The sequence below is a fragment of the Streptomyces cirratus genome, from assembly GCF_014650775.1.
Taxonomy (GTDB): Bacteria; Actinomycetota; Actinomycetes; order Streptomycetales; family Streptomycetaceae; genus Streptomyces; species Streptomyces cirratus.
Genome location: NZ_BMVP01000004.1, coordinates 311,471 through 334,521, shown reverse-complemented (window position 1 = coordinate 334,521; position 23,051 = coordinate 311,471). Strand labels below are relative to the sequence as shown.

Here is a 23,051-nt window from a genome sequence, read left to right as displayed (position 1 = left end):
CATGTCGTGCGCGGGGACGCGAGTGCGGGGGGCGTGTCCCGTGGAGGAGGGACCGGGGAAACGGGACTTATCGCTGCGCCGGGGCGTCCATACGGTGGAGGGACAAGCAAGCGGAGTCAGCGCCGCGCGTCCCTGGCGGCGCAGCGGCCGAGGGAGTTGTCTTGGCCACTCAGGATCCGACCGACCGGCCCACCGAGCCGTCGGTCAGCGTGTTCCGTGCATCGCGCGCCCAGCAGCGGATGTATTTCCTCCACGAGATGGAGGAGGGCAGGCCGACCTACCACATGCCGGTGTTCTACGCCCTCGACGCAGAGGTGGACACCGAGGTCCTGCGCCAGTGCGCCCAGCAGTTGCTGGACCGGCACGAAGCCCTGCGCACCCGCTTCGAGCTGCGCGACGGACAGCTGCTCCAGTGCATCGACGCCTCGGCGCGGCTGGACTGGTCGACGGACACGGCCCGCACGCCCGAGGAGGTCGAGCGGTGGATCTCCGCCGAGCACCACCGGCCCTTCGACCTGCGCACCGGCCCGCTCTTCCGGGCCGCCGCGCTGCGCACCCGGGAGGACGCCGGGCGCGACGGCACGCGAGTCGTACTCGCCCTCGCCATGCACCACATCGTCGGCGACGGCTGGTCGTCCGCCGTCCTGATCCGGGAACTCCTCACCGACTACGCGGCCCTCACCACGCCCGGCGGCGGGGACCCGCAGCCCGAACCCGCCTTCCAGTACGCCGACTTCTCCGAATGGCAGGAGGAGTGGCTGCACACCTCGGCCGCGCGGGAACAGCTCGAACACTGGGCCCGGCGGCTGGACGGCGAACTCCCCGTGGCACCGCTGCCCCGCGACGGGCGGCCCGCGGCGGGCGACGACCCGGCGCGCGGGGCCGCCGCGACGTACGAGTTCGAGGTCCCCGCGCCCGTCCTCGCCCGCATGGGAACGCTCTGCCGCGACACCGGCAGCACCCCGTACATGGCCATGCTCGCCGCCTTCCAGCTGGTCCTGAGTCGCTACACCGGTACCGAGGACGTCCTGGTCGCGACCCCGGTCGCCAACCGCAACCGCACGGAGTTCCAGGACACGGTCGGCCTGTTCGTCAACACCCTCGTCCTGCGCTCGGACCTGTCCGACGACCCCGGCTTCCGTGAGCACCTGGAGCGCGTACGGGACGTGGTCCTGGACGCGCAGGACCACCAGGACCTCCCCTTCGAGCGGATCGTCGAACACCTCAACCCCGAGCGCACCACCGACGGCCCGCCCCTGTTCGACGTCATGTTCGGCTTCCACGACGAAGGCGGGATGACCGACGGGCTGCCCGGACCGCGCGCCCGGCTGCTCGAAGGCCCCGCCGGCACGGCCAAGTTCGACCTCACCTTCGACGTCGTACGGACCGGCGCCGCCCTGCGCTGCCGGCTGGAGTACCGCGCCGACCTGTTCGAGGCCGCCAGCATCGAGCAGTTCGCCCGCCACTACACCCGGGTGCTGGACGCGGCCACGGACCGCCCCGGCGAGCCCGTCAGCCGGCTCCCCATGCTCTCCGCGAGCGAGCAGGCAGGCCTCACGTCCCCGCAGCCCGCCCGCGACGGCGCGGACCACCGCCCCGTCAGCGCGCACGAGCGCTTCGCCGAGCACGCCGCCCGTACCCCGGACGCCGTGGCCCTCGTCCACGGCACCACCCGGCTCACGTACGGCGAACTCGACCGGCGGGCCAACCAGGTCGCGCACCGGCTGCGTCGGCAGGGCGTCGGCCCCGACACCCTGGTCGGACTCTGCGTCCGCCGCTCCGCCGACCTCGTGACGGGCCTGCTCGGCATCCTCAAGGCGGGTGGCGCATACCTGCCGCTCGACCCCGACAACCCGCCGGAGCGGCTGCGCTACATCATCGGCGACGCCCGGCTCCGCCACGTCGTCGGCGCGGGCGACACCCGCCCGCTGTGGGACGCGCCCTCCCTGCACACCGTCGACCTGGTGGCCGACGCCGCCGCACTCGCCGCCGAACCGGACACCGCCCCCGCGGTCACGGTCACGCCCGACCACCTCGCGTACGCCATCTACACCTCCGGCTCGACCGGCCGGCCCAAGGGAACCCTCGTACCCCACCGCAACATCACCCGGCTGTTCTCCGCGACCGACCACTGGTTCGGCTTCGGCCCCCACGACGTCTGGACCCTGTTCCACTCCATCGCCTTCGACTTCTCCGTCTGGGAGCTGTGGGGCGCCCTCCTGTACGGCGGCCGCCTCGTCGTGGTGCCCTACGAGACCAGCCGCTCGCCCGAGGAGTTCCACCGGCTGCTTCGCGAGGAGCGGGTCACCGTCCTCAACCAGACCCCCTCCGCCTTCTACCAGCTGGCCCGCGCCGACGAGGAGTTCGAGGACCGGCGGAGCGCCGGCGACCGGGGGCTCGCGCTGCGCCAAGTGGTGTTCGGGGGCGAGGCGCTGGACGTCGGCGCGCTCGCCGGCTGGTTCCGGCGCCACGGGGACACCGCACCGCGCCTGGTCAACATGTACGGCATCACCGAGACCACGGTGCACGTCACCTACCGTCCGCTCACCGCCCGCGACGCGGCCGAGGGCCGGGGCAGCGTCATCGGCGTACCCATACCCGACCTGCGGCTGCACCTCCTGGACCGCCGGGGGCGAGTGGTTCCGCGGGGCGCGGTGGGAGAGCTGTTCGTCGCGGGCGCGGGTCTGGCCCGTGGCTACCTGCACCGCCCGGCGCTCACCGCCGAACGCTTCCCGGCCCACGCAGCCGCGACCGGCGCCGGCGCGGGCACTGCGGGCGGCGCCGGCGAGCGGCTGTACCGCACCGGCGACCTCGCCCGGGTGCTGCCCGACGGCGACCTCGAATACCTCGGCCGGATCGACGACCAGGTCAAACTGCGCGGCTTCCGCATAGAACTCGGCGAGGTCGAGGCCGCCCTCACCGCCCACCCGCTCGTCGACGCCGCGGTCGCGCTCGTGACCCGGGACGCCTCCGGCGCCGACACCCTCGTCGGTTACCTGGCCGTACCGGGCGCGGACGACGATCCGGCCGGAGCGGGCGGCCCGACCGTGGAGGCGCTGCGGGCCCACCTCGCCGAACGCCTGCCCGCGTACATGATCCCCGGCGCCTTCGTCACCATGGCCGCCTTCCCCCTCACCGCCAACGGCAAGGTCGACCGCCGCAAGCTGCCCGCCCCCGGCACCGCGGGCACGGCGCCGGCCCGGGCGTCGTACGAGCCGCCGCGCGGCCCCGTCGAGATGGCGCTCGCCGAGATCCTCGGGCAGGTGCTGGGCCACGAGCGGGTCGGCGCCGAGGACAACTACTTCTCGCTCGGCGGCGACTCCATCCGCTCCCTCCAGGTGCTGGCCCGCGCACGCGAGCGGGGCCTGCGCTTCGCGGTGGTCGACCTGATGCGCCACCAGACGGTACGGGCCCTCGCGCCCACGGTCGCCCTGGAGGACCCGGACGCGGTGGTGCACCCGGCGGGGCAGGCCCCGTACGAGCCGTTCTCGCTGCTCTGCGAACGCGACCGCGCCGCGCTCCCCGACGGCCTGGAGGACGCCTACCCCATGACCCGGCTCCAGGCCGGAATGCTGTTCCACAGCGACCTGCCGGCCGCCGCGGGGCGGATGTACCACAACGTCGCGGCCTACCACGTCAAGGCTCCCTACTCGGAGCGCGCCTGGCGACGCGCGGTGGCCACGGTCGCCGCCCGCCACGAGATGCTCCGTACCGCGTTCGACCTGAACGGCTTCGGCGAGCCCCTGCAACTCGTCCACCGAGGGGCACGGCCGGAGATCACCTTCGAGGACCTCGGCGGACTGGACCCGCAGGCCCGGGAGACGGCCATCGCGGCCCGCTACGCGGCGGAACGCGCCCGCCCCTTCGACTGGGACAGCGCCCCGTTGATGCGCTTCCACGTCCAGCGGCGCTCGGACGACGACTTCCAGCTCTTCATCGCGGAGCACCACGCCGTCATGGACGGCTGGAGCGAGCGGTCGCTGTTCACCGAACTCAGCTCCTGCTACGTGGAACTGTGCGCGGCGGAGGAGGGCCAGGAGACCGACGGGACTGACGGGACTGACGGGACCGACGTCGCCGACGGCCCCGCCGGGCTCCGGTCGCGCTTCGCCTCCTTCGTCGCGCTGGAGCGCGCGGCCCTGGCCGACCCGGCGCAGCGTGCCTTCTGGACCGCGCAGACGGCCGGCGCCACCGTCGCCCGCCTGCCCCGCCACGGGGCCTGCGGCGGTCCTGCCCGGATGGACTGGTACCTGCGGCCGTTGCCGGCCGGGCTCCAGGAGCGGCTGAGCGCCGTGGCCGCCGAACTGGGCGTACCGCTGCGCACCGTCCTGCTCGCCGCGCACGTGCGCGTCATGGCGCTGCTGGGCGGCAGCGACGACGTCACCACCGGAGTGGTGCACAACGGCCGCCCGGAGGAGGCCGACGCCGACAAGGTGGTCGGGGCCTTCCTGAACACCCTGCCGCTGCGGATCGACCTCGACGCGGCCGGGGGGACCTGGCGGGGACTCGTCCGGCACCTCGCCGAGCTGGAGGTGGCCGTCCACGAGAACCGGCGGTTCCCGCTCGCCGAGATCCTGCGCACGACCGGCGGCACCCCCCTCTTCGAGACCTTCTTCAACTTCACGCACTTCCACATCGAGCGCGACGGGCCCGGCGCGGCGGCGTTCGCCGTCCTGGAAGAGACCGGTGAGGCCAGTACGGACTTCGCCTTCGGAGCCGAGTTCTCCCGGACCCCCGACGGCGAACTCCTGGAGCTCGGCCTGCGTTTCGACGCCGCGCAGTTCCCGGTGGAGCAGATCGCCACCGTCCACGGCTACTACACGGCCGCCCTCCAGGGCCTGGCGGACACTCCGGACGGCGAGGCCCGTGCGGGCGGCCTGCTGTCCGCGGCCGAACGGGACCGCTACGCGCGGTGGAACGACACCGGCCGCACCTACGACCGCCCGCACGTGCTGACCCGGCTGATCGAGGCGCAGACCCGCGCGACCCCCGAGGCGCCGGCCGTCCGCTTCGAGGGCGCGGAGCTGAGCTACCGGGCCCTGGACGAGGCCGCCGAGCGGCTCGCCGCCCGGCTGCGGGCGGCAGGGGCGGGGCCCGGGTCCTTCGTCGGGCTGCTGCTGGACCGTTCCCTGAGCCTGCCGGTCGCCCTGCTGGCGGTGCTGAAGACCGGTGCGGCGTACGTCCCGCTCGACCCGGAGCACCCGCGGGCACGGGTCCTGTCGCTGGTCACCGGGGCGGGGATCGGCCCGCTGGTCGCGGACGACCGCTGGGAGGCGCCGTTGCGCGCGGCGGGAGCCACCGTGGTCCGGCCGGACGGCACCGACGGCACGGACGACACCGACGGCACGGACAGCACCGGTGCGGCCGGCGCCGTACGGCACGCCGAGCCCGGGGACCCGGCGTACATGATCTTCACCTCCGGATCCACCGGCAAGCCCAAGGGCGTCGTGGTCTCCCACCGCGCCATCGCCAACCGGCTGCTGTGGATGCAGGAGGAGTACGGCCTCGAGCCGGAGGAGCGGGTGGTGCAGAAAACGCCGTACACCTTCGACGTGTCGGTGTGGGAGCTGTTCTGGCCGTTGCTGACCGGCGCGACGATCGTCCTCGCCCGCCCCGGGGGCCACCGCGAACCGGCCTACCTCGCCGAGCTCGTGCGCTCAGAGTCCGTGACCACCGCGCACTTCGTGCCCTCGATGCTGAGCGTGTTCCTCGACGATCCGCAGGCCGTGGCGGCAGCCGCCGGGCTGACCCGGGTGGTGTGCAGCGGGGAAGCCCTGCCGCTCGATGTGCAGAACCGATTCTTCCGGCTGCTCCCCACAGTGGAGCTGCACAACCTGTACGGTCCGACCGAGGCGGCCGTGGACGTCACCCACTGGCACTGCCGTCCCGACGGCGCGGACACGGTCCCCATCGGCCGGCCGATCGCGAACATGCGCACCCACGTCCTGGACTCCCGCCTCGCCGAAGTGCCCCTCGGTGTGACGGGCGAACTCTTCCTGGAGGGGGTCGGCCTGGCCGAGGGATACCACGGCCGCCCCGACCTCACGGCGGAACGCTTCATCGAGCACACCGCTCCCGACGGGACGGTCCGCCGCCTGTACCGCACCGGCGACCTGGCCCGCCACCGGACGGACGGCGCGATCGAGTACGCGGGCCGCACCGACCACCAGGTGAAGATCCGCGGCCTGAGGGTGGAGCCGGGCGAGATCGAGACCGTCCTGGCCGAACACCCGGCGGTGCACGCCTGCGCCGTCCTGGCGCGAGGCGAGCGGCTCGTGGCCTACGTCGTCGTCCCGGACGGCGCCGCCGACACGGAGCAACTGGCCCGGCACGCCGCCGAGCGGCTGCCCCAGTACATGGTCCCCGGCGCCTGGGTCCGGCTGGACGTCCTGCCGCTGACCGCCAACGGCAAGCTCGACCGCGCCGCCCTGCCCGACCCGGACCCCGCCGACGCGCGCGGAGGGAGGCTGCCGGCGCCGCCCCGGGACGAGATCGAGTCACGCCTCGTCGGCATCTGGGAGGAGCTCCTGGCCGCCGGCCCGGCCGGCATCCACGACGACTTCTTCTCGTCCGGCGGGCACTCCATCCTCGCCCTGCGGCTGATCGGGCGGATCAACCGGGAGTTCGGCGAACGCCTCGGCGTGCAGGCCGTCATGGAGCACCCGACGGTGGCCCGCCAGGCCGAGCTGCTGCGGAGCCGGCACCGGGGCGCGGCCACGGACCCGGTGGTGCGCATCCAGCCGGACGGGGACCGCGACCCGCTCTTCCTCGTGCACCCGATCGGCGGGCACGTCTTCTGCTACCGGGCGCTCGCCGGCGCCCTGGGCCGGGACCGGCCAGTCTACGGGCTGACGGCTCCGGGGCTCACCCCCGCGGCCCCCGCCACCGGGGAAGCCGCCGGGGAAGCCGCCGAGGGAGCCACCGGGGAAGCCGCCGAGGGAGCCGCCTCCGTCGAGGAGCTTGCCGCAGCCCACGTGGCGGCCCTGCGCCGGACCCGTCCCGCCGGGCCCTACCACCTGGCGGGCTGGTCCTTCGGTGGACTGCTCGCCTACGAAATGGCCGCCCAACTGCGTGCAGCGGGCGAGGAGGTGGCCACGCTCACCCTCCTGGACACCGCCTACCCGGAGCCCGAACGGGCGCCCTACGACGAACACGCCCTCCTGGAGTGGTTCCACCAGGACCTCGCCCGCTCCGCCGGAACCGACCCGGAGGAAGGGGCCCGGGCGGCCCTGCGCGCCGTACTGAGCGCGCAGGAGACCGCCGCCGGCCGGATCGCGGCGCTCGCCGAACAGGTGGCGCGGGCGGGCATCGCGCCCGGCGTGGACGCGGCCGAACTGGCCCGCTACTACGCGGTCTTCCGTACCGGCCTGCTCGCCGCCGCCCGCTACCGGCCCCCCGTCAGCCACTTCCCCGTCCACTTCCACCAGAGCGCCACCGGCGCCGCCGAACGCGCCGCCGACCGGTGGGCCGCCCGGGTTCCCGACGGCTTCACCCTGTACGAGGCCCCCACCGACCACTACGGGATGGTGCGGCTCCCGTACGTCGCCGACCTCGCGGCAGCCGTCCGCGCCGCGCTCGACGCGGCCGACGCCGGCTGACCCACCACCGCCGAACGCCCCGGCGGGTGCACCCGCCGTGCACCCGCGGGCGGCTCTCCCTCCGTGCCACCACCGCACCGCACCAGACCAGAACGGAACACCACCACGTGACGAGCGAAGCCCCGGGACCCACCGCCGCGCTCAGCGGCCGCATCCGCAGCGGCCCGAGCGAACTGCTGCACGACGAGGTGCTCGCACCGCAGTTCAGGTTCGAATCCCGCCACCTGCTGCACCACTACGCCGCCATCGAAAAGACCCTCACCGCCGAATACGCCCGGATGGGCCTCGTCACCGCCGACGAGGCCCGGGACATCGCGACCCTGCTGGACGGCGTGGGGGCAGACACCCTCACCGCCGAGCCCGGCGCCAACATGTCGGACATCGCCTTCGCCCTCGAACGCCACGTCGAGGCCGGGCTGCCCCGTCCCGTCGTCCGCTGGCACGTGGACCGCAGCCGCAACGACCTCCAGGCCTGCGCGCAGGTGATGTACGGACGCGACCAGCTCACCCGGTTCGCCGACGCGCTGCTGGAACTCGCCGACGTGACGGTCGAGCTGGCCGGGGCGACCTGTGACATGCCGATGCCCGGCTACACGCACTTCCAGGCCGCCCAGGTCATCACCCCCGGCTTCCACCTGGCCGCGGTCGCCGAGCACCTCCTGCACACCCAGCGCCGGCTGGTGCAGACGTACGACGGCATCGACGCCTGCCCGCTGGGCGCGGGCGCCATGGCCGGCCAGGAACTGCCGTGGGACCGCGACCGGATGGCCCGGCTGCTCGGCTTCTCCCGGCCGCAGCCGCACGCCCTGACGGCGGTGGCCTCGCGCCGCTGGAGCGCCGAACTGACCGCGGAACTGAGCCTCCTCGGCACCGCCCTCAGCCGCTTCACCACCGACCTGCTCACCTGGGGAAGCAGCGAATACGGCTTCATCGAACTGCCCGACGAGCTGTCCGGCATCTCCTCCGCGATGCCGCAGAAGAAGAACTACCCCGTCCTGGAGCGCATCCGGGGACGCACCGCGCACCTGACCGCCTTCCACCTCGACGTGCTGCTGGGCCAGCGCAACACCCCGTTCTGCAACCTGGTCGAGGTCTCCAAGGAGGCCGGCACCCACCTGCTGAACGCCTTCGATTCGGCGCACGGCACCGTCCGCCTGCTCACCGAGGTGCTGCGCCGGCTCGGCTTCCGGCCCGCCACGATGCGCGCCGCCTGCGAGCGCGAGTTCCTCGGCGGTTTCAACCTGGCCAACGCCCTCACCCTCACCGGGCAGGTGCCCTGGCGCACCGCACAGGTGATCGCCGGCCGGTACGTCGTGCTCGCCGCCGCGGCCGGCGCCGCCCCCGCACCGGGCAGGCCGGACCTGCTGGCCGGGGCCGCCGCCGAACACGGGGTCGCCCTCACCGCCCCCGAGGCCCTGCTCGCCGCCGCCTTCGACGTGGACCTCGGGCTGCGGCGCATGGTCTCCGCCGGGTCGGCCCGCCCCGCGTCGGTACGCGAACTGCTGCGCGCCCAGCGGGAGGAGCTGGCACTGCTGCGCACGGACTGGGCACGCCGGGCCCGGGCCGTACGCGCCGCAGCCGAGGAGACCGACCGGGCGCTGTACGCAGAGGCCCGGGCGCAGGACCGCGCCACGGGAAGGGAGGAGGCCAGCGATGCTCTCGGCAACGACGTACGGCCCGGGCACTGAACCCGGTCCGCCCGCACCCGCCGTCGGCCACGCCTTCGGCACCTTCGGCGAACTGCTCCAGGGCGCCCTGCCGGAGCCCGACGGGGACTTCCTGGTCACCTTCCCGCTCGCCCGCTGGTCCACGGCCACCTTCCACCACCGGCCCGGACAGCGCGGCGTACACGTCCACCCCGCGCACAAGGGCAAGTCCCGGCGCGTCGCCGAGGCGGTCCTCGCCTCGCTCGGCGTCGAGGGCGGAGGCCTGCTGGAGATCGGTGGCGGCCTGCCCGAGGGCAAGGGGCTGGCCAGCTCCTCCGCCGACCTGGTGGCCACCGTACGGGCCGTCGGTGCCGCCTTCGGCCGGTCCTTCGCCCCGGACCGCACCGAGGCCTTCCTGCGCGGCATCGAACCGGCCGACGGGGTGATGTACGACGAGATCGTCGCCTTCCACCACCGCGAGGTGCGCCTGCGCCGCCGGCTGGGGGTCCTGCCCCCGCTCGCCGTCGTCGCCCACGACGAGGGCGGACAGGTCGACACGGTCGCCCACAACCTGCGGGCCCGGGCCATCGGCCCGGACGAACGGCAGGAGTACGCCCGGCTGCTGGACCGGCTGGCCGCCGCGATCGCCGGCACGGACCTGCCGGAGGTCGGCGCCGTCGCCACCCGCAGCGCCGAGATGAACGCGGTGCGCAGGCCCCGCCCGGGGTTCCGCGACCTGCGCGCCGCATGCCAAGAGGTCGACGGCCTGGGGCTGGTGCTCGCCCACAGCGGCACCATGCTCGGCGTCCTCCTGGACGCGGCCGACCCCGAGCTGGCCGCCAAGACCGACCGGATCCGGGCCGCCTGCGCCCCCCTCGGCGGGGAGGTGTCCGTACACCGCTCGCTCGGAGCCGGCGACCGCTGGACCCCGACCCACGACGGACCCGTACCGGACTCGGGCGCCGCCACCGCGGCCGGCGCCCGGGCCGCAGACCGCCTTCACGAGCTGGAGACCTGACCATGCTGTTCGACACCGTCACCGACGCGATCGGCCGGACCCCCCTGATCCGGCTCCGCCTGGGCGAGGCACGCGGGGTGGAGGTCTACGCCAAGCTGGAACTGCAGAACCTGTTCGCCATGAAGGACCGCGTCGCCCGCAACATCCTCTTCGAGGCCCGCAGGCTCGGCGTCCTCGCCCCCGGAGCCCCCGTCATCGAGAGCTCGTCCGGCACCATGGCCCTGGGCGTGGCCCTGGTCGGCCGGGCGCTCGGCCACGAGGTCCACATCGTCACCGACCCCCGCATCGACCCCGTCACCCTCGCCAAACTGCGCGCCCTGGGCTGTCAGGTCCACGTGGTCGAGGCGATGACCAGCCACGGCTGGCAAAGCGCCCGCCTGGAGCGGCTCGCGGAGCTGATGCGCGAACTGCCCGGCGCGTTCTGGCCGCAGCAGTACACCAACCCCGACAACCCCGGCGCCTACCGCGGCCTGGCCGCCGAACTCATACAAGACCTCGGCGAGTTCCACACCCTGGTCGGGGCCGTCGGCAGCGGCGGCTCGCTGTGCGGCACCGCCCGAGCCGTCAAGGAGACCCTGCCGGGGCTGCGCGTGGTCGGCGTCGACTGCGTCGGCAGCGCCCTCTTCGGCCAGCCCGACGTACCGCAGCGCTTGCAGAGCGGGCTGGGCAACAGCCTGCTTCCCGCGAACCTCGACCGCCCGCTCGTGGACGAGGTGCACTGGCTCAACGACCACGAGGCCTTCGCGTCCGCCTGGGACCTCGCCCGCGAGCAGCAGATCTTCGGCGGCAACACCTCCGGTTCCGTCTACCGGGTGCTCGGCGACCTCGCGGAGCGCGCCGAACCGGGCACCCGCATCGTCGGCATCCTGCCCGACCGGGGCGACCGCTACGCCGACACCGTCTACGACGAAGCCCACTGGGCCGCCCACTCCCTCACGGAGGTGCCGCGCGCGACCCGGCCCGCCGCCGTCCCCGCCGGCCGGGTCGCCCGCACCTGGTCGCGCAGCGACTACGAAGCTCCCGCGGACATCCTGCGCCACCTGCTGTTCGTGGAGTCCAACACCACCGGCACCGGGATGCTGGCCCTGGACCTGGCCCGGGACCTGAACTGCGTACCCGTCCTGCTGACCGGCGACCCGGACCGCTACCGCGGGCTGGAGGCAACCGGCGCCGAGGTGGTGCGCTGCGACACCAACTCCGTGCCCGCGCTGCGCACCGCGATCCAGGAGCGCTTCCGGCGCGAGGAGATCGCCGGCATCACCACCACCAGCGACTTCTACGTACCGGCCGTGGCGGGCCTGTCCCGCTGGCTCGGCCTGCCCGGCAACCCGCAGGAGGCGATGGCCGTCTGCCGCGACAAGTCCGCCCTGCGCGGGACACTGCGCGCGGCCGGTGTGCGCCAGCCGCGGTACGCGGTCGTCCGGGACCCCTCCCAGGTCGCCGGCGCCGTGGCCCGCACCGGACTGCCCTGCGTGGTCAAGCCCGCCGACGACTCCGGCTCGACCGGCGTGCTGCTCTGCACCGACGAGGCCACCGCGGCCGCCCACGCCACCCGCATCCTCGCCGTCACCACCAACGCCCGGGGCATGCCGACCGCGCGCACCGTACTCGTGGAGGAGTTCCTCGACGGGCCGGAGTACAGCGTGGAGATGTTCACGTGGGACGGGCGCACCGAGTGCGTGGGCATCACGGCCAAGTCCGTCACGGGCAGCCCGTACTTCGTGGAGCACCGGCACCTGTTCCCCGCCCCGCTCCCGGCCGGGACGGCACAGCGGATCACCGAGACGGTGGCCGCGGCCCTCGAAGCGGCCGGCGTCCGCCTCGGCGCCACCCACACCGAGGTGAAACTGACCCCCGAAGGGCCTGCCGTCGTCGAGATCAACCCGCGGCTGGCGGGCGGGATGATCCCCGAACTGGTACGGCTCGCCACCGGAGTACGGCTCCTCGAACAGCAGCTGCGGGTGGCCGTCGGACTTCCGCCCGAGCTGAAAGCCGTCCACGAGGGCCACGCGGGCATCCAGTTCCTGCTCGCCGACACCGACGGGGTCCTGGAGTCCGTCGAGGGCACCGGGGCGGCGGCCCGGACCGAGGGCATCGAGGCCGTCACGGTCACCGCCGCCCCCGGAACCCCCGTACGGCGTCCCCGGAGCGCCGCCGACCGGCTCGGGCACCTCATCGCGAGCCACCCCGAGCCGCAGCGGGTCACCGAGGCCCTCGACGCCGCCCACAGCCTGGTGCGCCTGTCCGTGGGCCCCGCGCCCCGGAGCTGACGGCCTTCTTCCCTTCCCTTCCTTTCCCGTTCCCTTCCACCCACCCCGAGGTGACTTCCATGAGCAACCCCTTCGAGAACGACCAGGCCTCCTACACCGTCCTGCGCAACGAGCAGCTCCAGCACTCCCTGTGGCCGGCCGCCCAGCCCGTCCCCGCCGGCTGGACCCCGGTGCACGGACCCGACGGGCGCCAGAACTGCCTGGACTACGTCGAGCGGAACTGGACCGACATGCGACCGGCCTCGCTGGTCGCCGCCCTGTCCGGGAACGCTCCCCGGTGACCGCCCACGAAACCACTCTGTGCACCCTGTTCGCGGAAGTCCTCGGCCTGCCCCGGGTACACCCCGGGCAGAGCTTCACCGGCCTCGGCGGCGACAGCATCCAGGCCATCCAGGTCGTCAGCCGGGCGCGCCTGGCGGGGCTGGTCGTCACGACCCGCGAGGTGCTGCGCAGCGAGAGCGTCAGCGCCCTCGCCGCCGCGGCCCGCACGGACGACCGGACCCGCGACCGGTCCGGGCCGGTGACGCCGCCGCGCCGCTTCGGCCCGCTCGCCGCCACACCGATCATGGAGTGGCTCGGGGAACTGGACGGCCCCGTCGACACCTACAACCAGTCGCTCGTGGTCCGTACGCCGGCGGGCTTCGACGCCCCGGCGGCCGAACGCCTCGTACAGGCCCTGCTCGACACCCACGACGTCCTGCGGCTGAGGCTCCCCGAGGGCCTCGCGGCGCCCGTGCCCGCGGCACGGATCCCCGAGCCGGGGACGGTGTCCGCCGCGGCGCTCGTCGCGTGCGTGGACGCCCGCTTCGCCACCGACGAGGAGCTGCCCGCCCTCATGCGCGGCCACATGAGGGCCGCCCGGGCGCTGCTCTCGCCCCGGGAGGGGACCATGCTGCGGGCCGTACTGCTCGACCGCGGCGCCGACCGGCAGGGACGCCTCGCCCTGGTCGTCCACCACCTGGCCGTCGACGGCGTGTCCTGGCGCATCCTCCAGGACGACCTGCGCACCTGCTGGGCCGCCCTGGCCTCGGGCGCCGCCCCGGCACCCGACCCGGTGCACACCCCGTTCGCGCACTGGGCGGACCTGTTGCGCGCCGAAGCGACCTCGGGCCGCCGGATGGCCGAGGCCGCCCGCTGGGACGACGTACTGCGCCCGGCCCCCGCCCCACTGGCCGGCGTGCGCGCACCCGGCCCGCTCGACCCGGAGACGGCGCGGAACACCCATGTGCTCACCCTGCCGCCGGAGTTCACCGGGCCCCTGCTGACGGCCGCCCCCGGCCTGGTCAACGGCACCGTCAACGACGTGCTGCTCACCGGCCTGGCCCTGGCGGTGCTGAACTGGCGCCGCGACGGCGACGGCGACGGCCCGCCCGGCACGGACCCGGCCGGCGGCCGGGTCCTGGTCGACGTCGAGGGGCACGGCCGGGAGGACGTGGTCGACGGCCTGGACCTGTCCCGTACCGTCGGCTGGTTCACCACCGTCTACCCGGTCCGCCTCGACCTGGGACCGACCGACCCCGCCGATGCCCGGGCCGCCGGGCCGGCCCTCGGCGCCGCCCTGCGCCGGGTCAAGGAAGACCTGCGCGCCGTCCCCGACAAGGGGATCGGCTTCGGGCTGCTGCGCCACCTCAACTCGCACACCGGCCCGGGCCTCGCCCGGCGCGGGATCCCCGAGATCGGCTTCAACTACCTCGGCCGCTTCCCGATGGGAGACGACCGCGCATGGTCCGCCGCCCCCGGGCACGCCTTCGCCCTCGACGACGCGGACGAGGGCCTGCCGATGGCCCACGCCGTGGAAGTCAACGCGGCCGCCCACGAGGGACCCGACGGGCTGACCCTCAACGCCACCTGGACCTGGGCCGGCAACGCCTACCCGGGCACACGGGTCCGCGCCCTCGCCGAGGAGTGGTTCGCCATGCTGCGGGCCCTCGCCCGGTACACCGCCAAGCCCGGCGCGGCCGCACTGACCCCGTCCGACGTGTCGCTGGCCGACATCAGCCAAGCGGACCTCGACTCCTTCGAATCCCAGCTCGGAGAACTGCTGTGATCCCTCTGTCCCACGCCCAGCAACGGCTGTGGTTCCTCGGCCGTGACGGCGCGGACGGCGCGCAGTACAGCATCCCCGTCGGGCTGAGCCTGCGGGGCACGCTCGACCATGATGCGCTGCGCGGCGCCCTGGCGGACGTCACGGACCGGCACGAAGCGCTCCGCACCCTCTTCCCGGACGACGGGGGCCGCCCCCGGCAGGAGGTCCTCCCCGCCGGTACCGCCGCACCGGACCTGCCCGTCGTCCCCTGCACCCGTGAGGAGCGCGAGCGGCTGATCGCCGCCGCCGTACGGCGCCCGTTCGACCTCGCGAACGAAATCCCCCTGCGCGCCCAACTGTTCACCCAGGGCGACGAGGACCACTACCTGCTGATCGTCCTGCACCACATCGCGGGGGACGGCCGGTCCCTGGACATCCTGGTCCGGGACCTCGCCGCCGCCTATACCGCCAGGATCCGCCACCAGGATCCGCTGTGGCCGGAACTGACGCTCCAGTACCCGGACTTCGCGATCTGGCAGCGCGAACTGCTCGGCGACGCCGCCGATCCGCAGTCCCTCCACGCCCGGCAGCTCGCCCACTGGACCCGCACCCTGGAGGGGCTGCCCGGGGAACTGGAACTGCCGGCCGACCGGCCGCGCCCACCCGTCGCCTCCCACCGCGGCGCGGTGGTGACCGCGCTCCTCGACCCGACCCTGCACACCGCGCTCGCGAACCTCGCCCGGGCCCGGCGGGCGACGCCGTTCATGGCGGTGCAGGCCGCCTTCGCCGCGCTGCTCACCCGGCTCGGCGCGGGCACCGACCTGCCGCTGGGCTGCCCCGTCGACGGGCGTGACGACGAAGCCCTGAACGACGTCGTCGGCCTCTTCGTGCACACCCTCGTCGTCCGTGCCGACACCTCCGGCGACCCGACGTTCGAAGAGCTGCTCGACCGGGTGCGCGACGCGGTCCTGGACGCCCACGTGCACCAGGACGTCCCCTTCGAGTCCCTGGTCGAACGGCTCAACCCGGCCCGCTCCCCGTCCCGGCACCCGCTGTTCCAGGTCGCCGTCGCCGGTCAGCGCGGCGAGGGGCCGGGCCCCGAACTGCCGGGCCTGCGCACGGAGGTGGAGGCGATCCGTACCGGGACCGCCAAGTTCGACCTGACCCTGGAGGTCGACGAGCGCCGCGACCCCGTCACCGGCGACCCGGCCGGGATCCGGCTGGCCCTGGAGTACGCGGGCGACCTGTTCGACGAGGCCACGGCGCAGGCACTGCTCGACCGGCTGGTACGGCTGACCGCCGAGGCCCTGCGCGAACCCGCCACACCCCTCGCCGCACTGGACGTCCTCGCCCCCGAAGAGCGCGCCGAGCTGCTGGAGGGCCGTGCGGGCGGCCGGCCGCAGCCACAGGACTCCCGCGCCACCGTGCACGCGCTGTTCTCGGAGCGGGCCGCGGAGCACCCCCGCCGCACCGCCGTGGTCTGCACCGACCGGCAGGCCACGTACGGGGAGCTCGACCTGCTCTCCGACGCCGTCGCCGACCGCCTGGAGGACCTCGGGGTGCGCCCCGGCGACGCCGTCGCCGTGCTGATGGAGCGCTCCGTCGAGCTGATCGCCGCCTGCCTGGGCGTGCTCAAGGCCGGAGCCGCCTACCTGCCGCTGGACGCGCGGGCCCCGCGGGCGCGTTCCGCGGCCGTGGTGGCCGGAGCCGGTGCGACCGTACTGATCACGGACTCGCCGCAGTCCGACGGCGCACTCGTCGAAGCCCTCGGTGCCGGCCGCGTACTGCGGCCCGGACCCGGTACGGAGGCCGTCCGCTCCGCGCGTACCGCCGCCCGCGGCCCCGGCCACGCCGACGCCCTCGCCTACGTGATGTACACCTCCGGTTCCACCGGCACCCCCAAGGGGGTCGCCGTCGCGCACCGCGAGGTCGTCGCCCTCGCGCGGGACGGCCGCTGGCGCGGCGGCGCCCACGAGCGGGTCCTGTTCCGCTCCCCGCACGCCTTCGACGCCTCCACCTACGAGCTGTGGGTGCCGCTGCTGAACGGCGGACTCGTCGTGGTGGCCCCGCCAGGGGACCTGGACGTCGCGGAACTCGCCCGCCTGATCGCCGACCGGAAGGTCACCGGCACCTTCCTCACGGCCACCCTCTTCAACGTACTGGCCGATGCGCACCTGCCCGAACTCGCCTCCCTGCGCGAGGTGATGACCGGGGGCGAGGCCGCCTCGCCGCCCATGGTCCGCCGCGTCCGCGAGGCCTGCCCGGACACCACCGTCACCAACGCGTACGGGCCGACGGAGACCACCACCTTCTCGGCCACCTTCCCCCTCCCGCCCGGCAGCCGTGTCCCGGCCGGCCGGATCCCCATCGGCCGGCCCCTGGACGGCACCCGGCTGTACGTCCTCGACGACCGGCTCGCACCCGTGCCGCCGGGGGTTCCCGGCGAGCTGTACATCGCCGGCAGCGGCCTGGCGCAGGGCTACCTGGGCCGTCCCGGCCTGACCGCGGAACGCTTCGTGGCCTGCCCTTACGGGCCCGCGGGGGAGCGGATGTACCGTACCGGCGACCGCGCCCGCTGGAACGCGGCCGGCCAGGTGGAGTACCTCGGCCGGGCCGACCGCCAGGTCAAGATCCGCGGCCTGCGCATCGAACCCGGCGAGATCGAGAACGTGCTCGCCGCGCACCCCGCCGTGGGACAGGCCGCCGTCACCGTGGTGAGCGGCCCCGCCGGACCCGCGCTCGCCGGATACGCCGTGCCGGCCGAGGGCGCCGGGGCCCCGAGCGCGGCCGCACTGCGCGAACACCTCGCCGCGGCCTTGCCGGACTACATGGTCCCGCACACGCTCACGCTGCTGGACCGGTTCCCCGTGACACCCAACGGCAAGATCGACACGGCGGCCCTGCCCGCTCCCGCCCCGGCGGCCCCCGACCGGGCCCACGTGGCCCCGCGGACCGAGACCGAGCGCGCCCTGTGCGCCGTCTGGGAGGCCGTCCTCGGCCACGAGCCGGTCGGGATCCGCGACAACTTCTTCGACCTGGGCGGCCATTCGCTGCTGGCCACCCGGCTCCTGGCCGAGATCCGCTCGGCGCTCGGCGCGACCGTGGGCATCCGTACCTTCTTCGCGAAGCCGACGGTGGAGGAACTGGCGGGGGCGCTGGCCGCGAGCGCGGCGGGCACCCCGGCCGACGAGCCGGCGGTGATCCGCCGCCCGCGCCGCTCCCACCCGGCCTGACCCGCCGGCCCGGCCCGACTCCCGGGCCGCGCCCGAGCCACCCGGCTCCCGTACGGGCCGTCTCGGCCGCGCCGCTCCCACCCGGCCTGACCCGCCTGGCTCCATAGCCGCGCCTGAGCCAAACCGGCCCCGTACGGGCCCCGTCGTGGCCGCGGCGTCCGTCCTGTACGGCCTGACCCGCCGGGCCCGCCCGGCTCCCGGCTCGTCCCTGAGCCATCCGGCTCCGAACGGGCCGGACCGTTCGCCCGGCTCCCGACGGCCGGAGCGGCCGGACCGGCCCGGCAAGCCGGGTCCCGGGGGGCAAACCGCCCCGACCCACACCGCACCACCGGAGGTAACCGCAATGAACCGCACCCCGACCGAGCCGCCCGCCGAGTCCGTCCGGTCCCGCGTCGAGGACGTGCTGCCGCTGTCACCGCTCCAGGAGGGCATCCTCTTCCACTCCCTCTTCGACGAGAGCGAACGCGACGTGTACGTTGCCCAGTTGCTCCTGGACCTCACCGGCCCCCTCGACGCCCGCCGGCTACGCGACGCCGCCGACGGCGTCCTCGCCCGGCACGCCAACCTCCGCGCCGGTTTCCTGCGCCGGGCCTCCGGCGAACCCGCACAGGTGGTCCAGCGCGACGTACGCGCCCCCTGGCGGGAGGAGGACCTCTCCGCCCTGGCCGGCCCCGCCCTGTGCCGCGCCCTCGACGCGCTGCTCGCCGAGGACCGGGCCCGCCGCTTCGACCTCGCCCGGCCCCCGCTGCTGCGCTTCACCCTCATCCGCACCGGTCCGCACAGCCACCGGCTGCTGCTGACCTACCACCACATCCTGATGGACGGCTGGTCCTGGCCCGTCCTGGTGCGCGAACTCCTCGCCGCCCACGACGCCGGCCCCGACAGCCCCGAGCCCGCGCCCGTCACCCCGTACTCCTCCTTCCTGCGCTGGCTCGACACCCGCGACACCGGCGCCGCCCGGGACGCCTGGAGCCGCTCGCTGGCCGGCCTCGCCGGCGGCAGCCGCACGGCGCCGGCGTCCGTACCGCCCGGCGCGGTCCTCCCGGACCGGGTCGAGACCCAGCTGGCCCGGACCACCACCGACCGGCTCACCGAACTGGCCCGCGCCCACCGGCTGACTCCGGGCACCGTGCTCCAAGGCGCCTGGGCCCTGCTGCTCGGCCAGCAGCTCCGCTCCGAGGACGTGGTGTTCGGCGCGATCGTCAGCGGCCGCTCCCCGGAACTTCCCGGCGTCGCCGACATCGTGGGGCTGTGCATCAACACCGTCCCGGTGCGGGTGCGGATCGACCGCGCCGAGCCCCTCGTAGAACTCTTCGGCCGGCTCCAGGAGGAGCAGGCCGCGCTGATCGAGCACCACCACCTGAGCCTCGTGGAGGTCCAGCGCCTCGCCGGGGCGGGGGAACTGTTCGACTCCTGCGTCGCCTTCCAGAACTACCCCGTCGACGCCGACGGGCTCGCCGCCCTCTCCACCGGCGACCTCCGCGTCACCGCCGTCGATCCCCACGACGCCGCCCACTACCCGCTCACCCTGACCGCCGTCCCCGGCACCCGGCTGCGCCTCCAGATCGACTACCGCCCGGACGTCTTCGGCGCGGACCAGGCCCGGGCCATGCTCGACCGGCTGGTCCGCCTCCTGGAGGCCGTGGCCCGGGACCCGCGACTGCCCGTCGGTGCGCTGGACCTGCTGTCCGCCGCCGAACGGCACCGGGTGCTGGTCGAGTGGAACGACACCGCCTGCGACGAGGACTACGCCGAAGTGGTCGAGCGGGTACGGGAGCAGGCGGCGCTGAACCCGGCCACGACGGCCGTCACCGACGACCGCGGCCAGGAGATCGGCTACGCCGGTCTCGTGGCCCGCACCGACACGCTCAGCCTGCGGCTGCTCGAAGCGGGCGTCGGCGCCGGAGACCTCGTCGCGGTCCTCAGCGAACCCACCGCCGCCGTCCCCGTCGCCCTGCTCGGCATCCTGGGCGCGGGCGCCGCCTACGTACCGCTCGACCCCGAGGGTCCCGTCACCCGCACCGCCGACCTGCTCGGCGCGGGCGGGATCGGCTGGCTGCTGGCCGCGCCCGCCCAGCAGGAACGGGCCCGGGAGATCGCCGACGCCTGCGGGGGAGCCGTCCGCGTCCTGGTCCTGGCGGACACGGGCGACACGGCCCCGCCGACGCGCGCCCCCCTCGCCGGCGGACCCGACGCGCTGGCGTACGTCTGCTTCACCTCCGGCTCCACCGGCAAGCCCAAGGGCGCCATGGTGCACCGGCGCGGCATGAACAACCACCTGCTCAGCAAGCTGGACGACCTCGAACTGACGCCCGGCGACCGGGTGGTGATGAACGCCCCGCTCACCTTCGACATCTCCGTCTGGCAGATGCTCGCCCCTCTGATCACCGGCGGCCGGGTCCACCTCGTCAGCCGGGACACGGCCCGCGACCCGGCCGTACTCTTCGCCGACGCGGCGCACCGCGGCATCACCGTGCTGGAGACGGTGCCCTCCTTCGTCCGCGCCGCCGTCGACCTCTGGGACACCGGTGCCGTCCCGCCCGCGCTCCCCGACCTGCGCTGGTTCATCGTCAACGGCGAGGTCCTGCCCCCGGAACTGTGCGAACGCTGGTACGCCCGCTACCCGGACGCGGCCGTCATCAACGCCTACGGCCTCACCGAGTGCTCCGACGACAACACCCACGCCTTCATCGGCCATGACGTGGGCGCCCTGCTCGAACACGGGCGGCTGCCCGTCGGCCGGCCGCTGCGCAACAACCGCCTGTACATCCTCGACCCGGGACTCGCCCCGGTGCCGCCGGGGGTTCCCGGCGAACTGTTCATCGCGGGAACGGGTGTGGGCCCCGGCTACCTGCGCGACCCCCGCCGCACCAGCGAGCGCTACGTACCCGACCCGTTCGCCGCCGAGCCGGGCAGCCGGATGTACCGCACCGGCGACCTGGCCCGGCTCCGCGCGGACGGCCAGCTCGACTTCCTCGGCCGCCAGGACCACCAGGTCAAGATCCGCGGCAACCGCATCGAGCTGGGCGAGGTGGAGACGGCCCTGCGCGCTGTGCCGGGCGTCACCGAGGCCGTGGTCGCCGTCGACCGCGACCACGCCGGACAGCAGCGCTTGATCGCCTACTACACCGGCTCGCCCACGCCCGAGGAGGTACGCTCCGCCCTCGGGCTGGCCCTGCCGAACTACATGGTCCCCGCCATGTTCCTGGCCCTGCCCGCCTTCCCGCTCACCACCAACGGCAAGCTCGACCGCAAGGCCCTGCCGGACCCCGCCACCGTGGCGCGTCCCGCCGGCCGCGCCCCCGAGACCCCGGCCGAGCAGGCGGTCTGCGCGATTTTCGCCGAGGTGCTGGGCCTGCCCGGCGCCGGCCCGGACGACGACTTCTTCGCACACGGCGGGCATTCCCTGCTCGCCACCCGGCTCATGGGCCGCATCCGCAGCGAATGCGGCGCCCAGCTGACCATCCGGGACCTCTTCGAGACGCCCACCCCCGCCGGACTGGCCGTCCGCATCGCCGCCGCCGGGGCGGCCGGCGCCGACGCACCCGCCAGGCCCCGTCCCGTGCTGCGCCCGCGCGCCCGGGACCGTGCCTGACCGGCCCTCCTCACCGCGCCCACCCCACCTGCCCGATCGCCGACGGCCGGGGCCTCCCGGCCCCGGCCGCCCGCCACCCGTACCGACCTGGAGACACCATGACCCGCACCGAGCCCCCCGTACCGCTGCGCATCGCGCGGCAGGCGGCCCTCACCCCCGACGCGATCGCGGCGCGCGGGCCGGAGGGCGAGCTGACGTACCGCCGGCTCGACCTGCGCGCCCGCGCCCTGGCCCGGGAGCTCCGGGCCGCCGGCGCGGGCCCGGAGGACACCGTGCTGCTCGGCGTGCGCCGGGGCCTGCACTGGGCGGTCGGCGTCCTCGGGATCTGGTACGCGGGCGCGGCGCTGCTGCCGGTGGACCTCGACACCCCCGACGAGAGGCTCCGTACGCTGGCGGACGCCGCCGGTACCCGGTACGCGGTCGCCCCCGGCCACCTCGCGGCGGCCGCCCTGCAACGGCGCTGCGGGCGCGAGCTGTTCTGGGCCGACACGAGCGCATGGACCGTGGAGGAAGCCGGGCAGGCGGCGCTGCCCGAGCCGGTGCGGTGCGATCCCGACTCGCTCGCCTACGTGCTGTTCACTTCGGGGTCGACCGGGCAGCCCAAGCCCGTGGCGGTGGCCCACCGGGGACTCGCCGCGCAGAGCGCGGTCCTGGCGGAGCGCTACGGACTGACGGCGGCGGACCGCGTGCTGCAGTTCGCGGCACCCGCCTTCGACGTGGCGCTGGAGGAGGCCCTGCCCACCTGGTGCACGGGCGGCGCGGCCGTCTTCGTGGAGGACAACGTCCTGTCGCCCGCCGAGCTGGAACCCTTCCTGGCCGAGCGCGGGGTGAGCGTGGTGAACCTGCCCACCCCCTACTGGGCCCAATGGGCGAAGGACGTGGAGCGCCGGCCCCGGCAACTGCCCGTAGCGCTGCGCCGGGTGGTCATCGGCAGCGACGCCGGACGCACCGCCGACCTGAGCCGCTGGGCCGCCGCGGGCGGCCCGCCCGTGGTCAGCTGCTACGGCCTGACCGAGTCGACGATCACCGCCACCTCCTACGAGGCCGGACCGACGGAGCTGGCGGCCTTCACCGGTGACGAGGTCATCCCGCTGGGCATCCCGCTCCCGGGTGTGCGGGCCTACGTCCTGGACGGGGCACTGGCCGAGGCGCCGGCCGGCGCGGCGGGCGAGCTGTACCTCGCCGGCGACTGCCTGGCCCGCGGCTACCACGACAGGCCGGCGCCGACTTCGGAACGCTTCGTGGCCGACCCCTTCGGCGCGCGGCCGGGCGAGCGGATGTACCGCACCGGTGACCGGGTCCGGCGAACGGCGGACGGCACGCTGGAGTTCCTGGGTCGCGCGGACGACCAGGTCAAGATCCGCGGCTTCCGGGTGGAGCTCAAGGAGGTCGAGGCCGCCGTCGCCGCCCACCCCGACGTCGTGGACGTGGTCGCCCGCGCGGTGCGCGACCGAGGCGAGCCCCAGGTCGCGGCCTACGTGGTGGCGGTGGCGGGCAGCACGCTGGACGCGCGGGAGCTGCGCGCCCACCTCGCCCGCCGGGTGCCGGGGCATCTGGTTCCGGCCCATCTGGTGATGCTGGCGCAACTGCCCCGCACGCCCGGTGGCAAGCTCGATCCGCGGGCCCTGCCCGCGCTACCCTCCCCGGCGACCGCGTCCCGCTGAC

At 74.9% G+C, this 23,051-nt stretch carries 9 protein-coding genes; all 9 read left to right on the top strand.

Annotation, left to right across the window (positions count from 1 at the left end):
* The first annotated feature begins 161 nt into the window (after positions 1-161).
* The 9 genes from IE207_RS14070 (at position 162) to IE207_RS14030 (ending at position 23,050) form a co-directional block, all read left to right on the top strand.
* Positions 162-7,598 carry a non-ribosomal peptide synthetase gene (locus IE207_RS14070; RefSeq protein WP_190184488.1) on the top strand — a complete coding sequence of 2,479 codons (7,437 nt, stop codon included), beginning with the start codon at positions 162-164 and terminating at the stop codon, positions 7,596-7,598.
* 107 nt (positions 7,599-7,705) lie between these two features.
* Complete coding sequence (locus tag IE207_RS14065) at positions 7,706-9,286, top strand: argininosuccinate lyase (protein WP_308433595.1); 1,581 nt, start codon at positions 7,706-7,708, stop codon at positions 9,284-9,286.
* On the top strand, positions 9,252-10,262 hold the full coding sequence (locus IE207_RS14060) for a GHMP family kinase ATP-binding protein (RefSeq protein WP_190184487.1): 1,011 nt from the start codon (positions 9,252-9,254) through the stop codon (positions 10,260-10,262). The genes IE207_RS14065 and IE207_RS14060 overlap by 35 nt, the downstream gene beginning before the upstream one ends.
* A gap of 2 nt (positions 10,263-10,264) precedes the next feature.
* Positions 10,265-12,532, top strand: coding sequence for a pyridoxal-phosphate dependent enzyme (locus tag IE207_RS14055; RefSeq protein ID WP_190184486.1), 2,268 nt, complete (start codon positions 10,265-10,267; stop codon positions 12,530-12,532).
* 59 nt (positions 12,533-12,591) lie between these two features.
* The gene (locus IE207_RS14050) at positions 12,592-12,813 is read left to right on the top strand and encodes an MbtH family protein (RefSeq protein WP_190184485.1); all 222 of its coding nucleotides are present in this window, start codon (positions 12,592-12,594) and stop codon (positions 12,811-12,813) included.
* Positions 12,810-14,579 carry a condensation domain-containing protein gene (locus IE207_RS14045; RefSeq protein ID WP_190184484.1) on the top strand — a complete coding sequence of 590 codons (1,770 nt, stop codon included), beginning with the start codon at positions 12,810-12,812 and terminating at the stop codon, positions 14,577-14,579. Before IE207_RS14050 ends, IE207_RS14045 begins: the two co-directional genes overlap by 4 nt.
* The gene (locus IE207_RS14040; RefSeq protein ID WP_190184483.1) at positions 14,576-17,791 is read left to right on the top strand and encodes a non-ribosomal peptide synthetase; all 3,216 of its coding nucleotides are present in this window, start codon (positions 14,576-14,578) and stop codon (positions 17,789-17,791) included. The genes IE207_RS14045 and IE207_RS14040 overlap by 4 nt, the downstream gene beginning before the upstream one ends.
* Positions 17,792-18,134: 343 nt before the next feature.
* Complete coding sequence (locus IE207_RS14035; protein ID WP_190184482.1) at positions 18,135-21,386, top strand: non-ribosomal peptide synthetase; 3,252 nt, start codon at positions 18,135-18,137, stop codon at positions 21,384-21,386.
* Between the two features lie 98 nt (positions 21,387-21,484).
* Positions 21,485-23,050, top strand: a complete 1,566-nt coding sequence (locus IE207_RS14030; RefSeq protein ID WP_190184481.1) for an amino acid adenylation domain-containing protein — start codon at positions 21,485-21,487, stop codon at positions 23,048-23,050.
* Position 23,051: the final 1 nt, after the last annotated feature.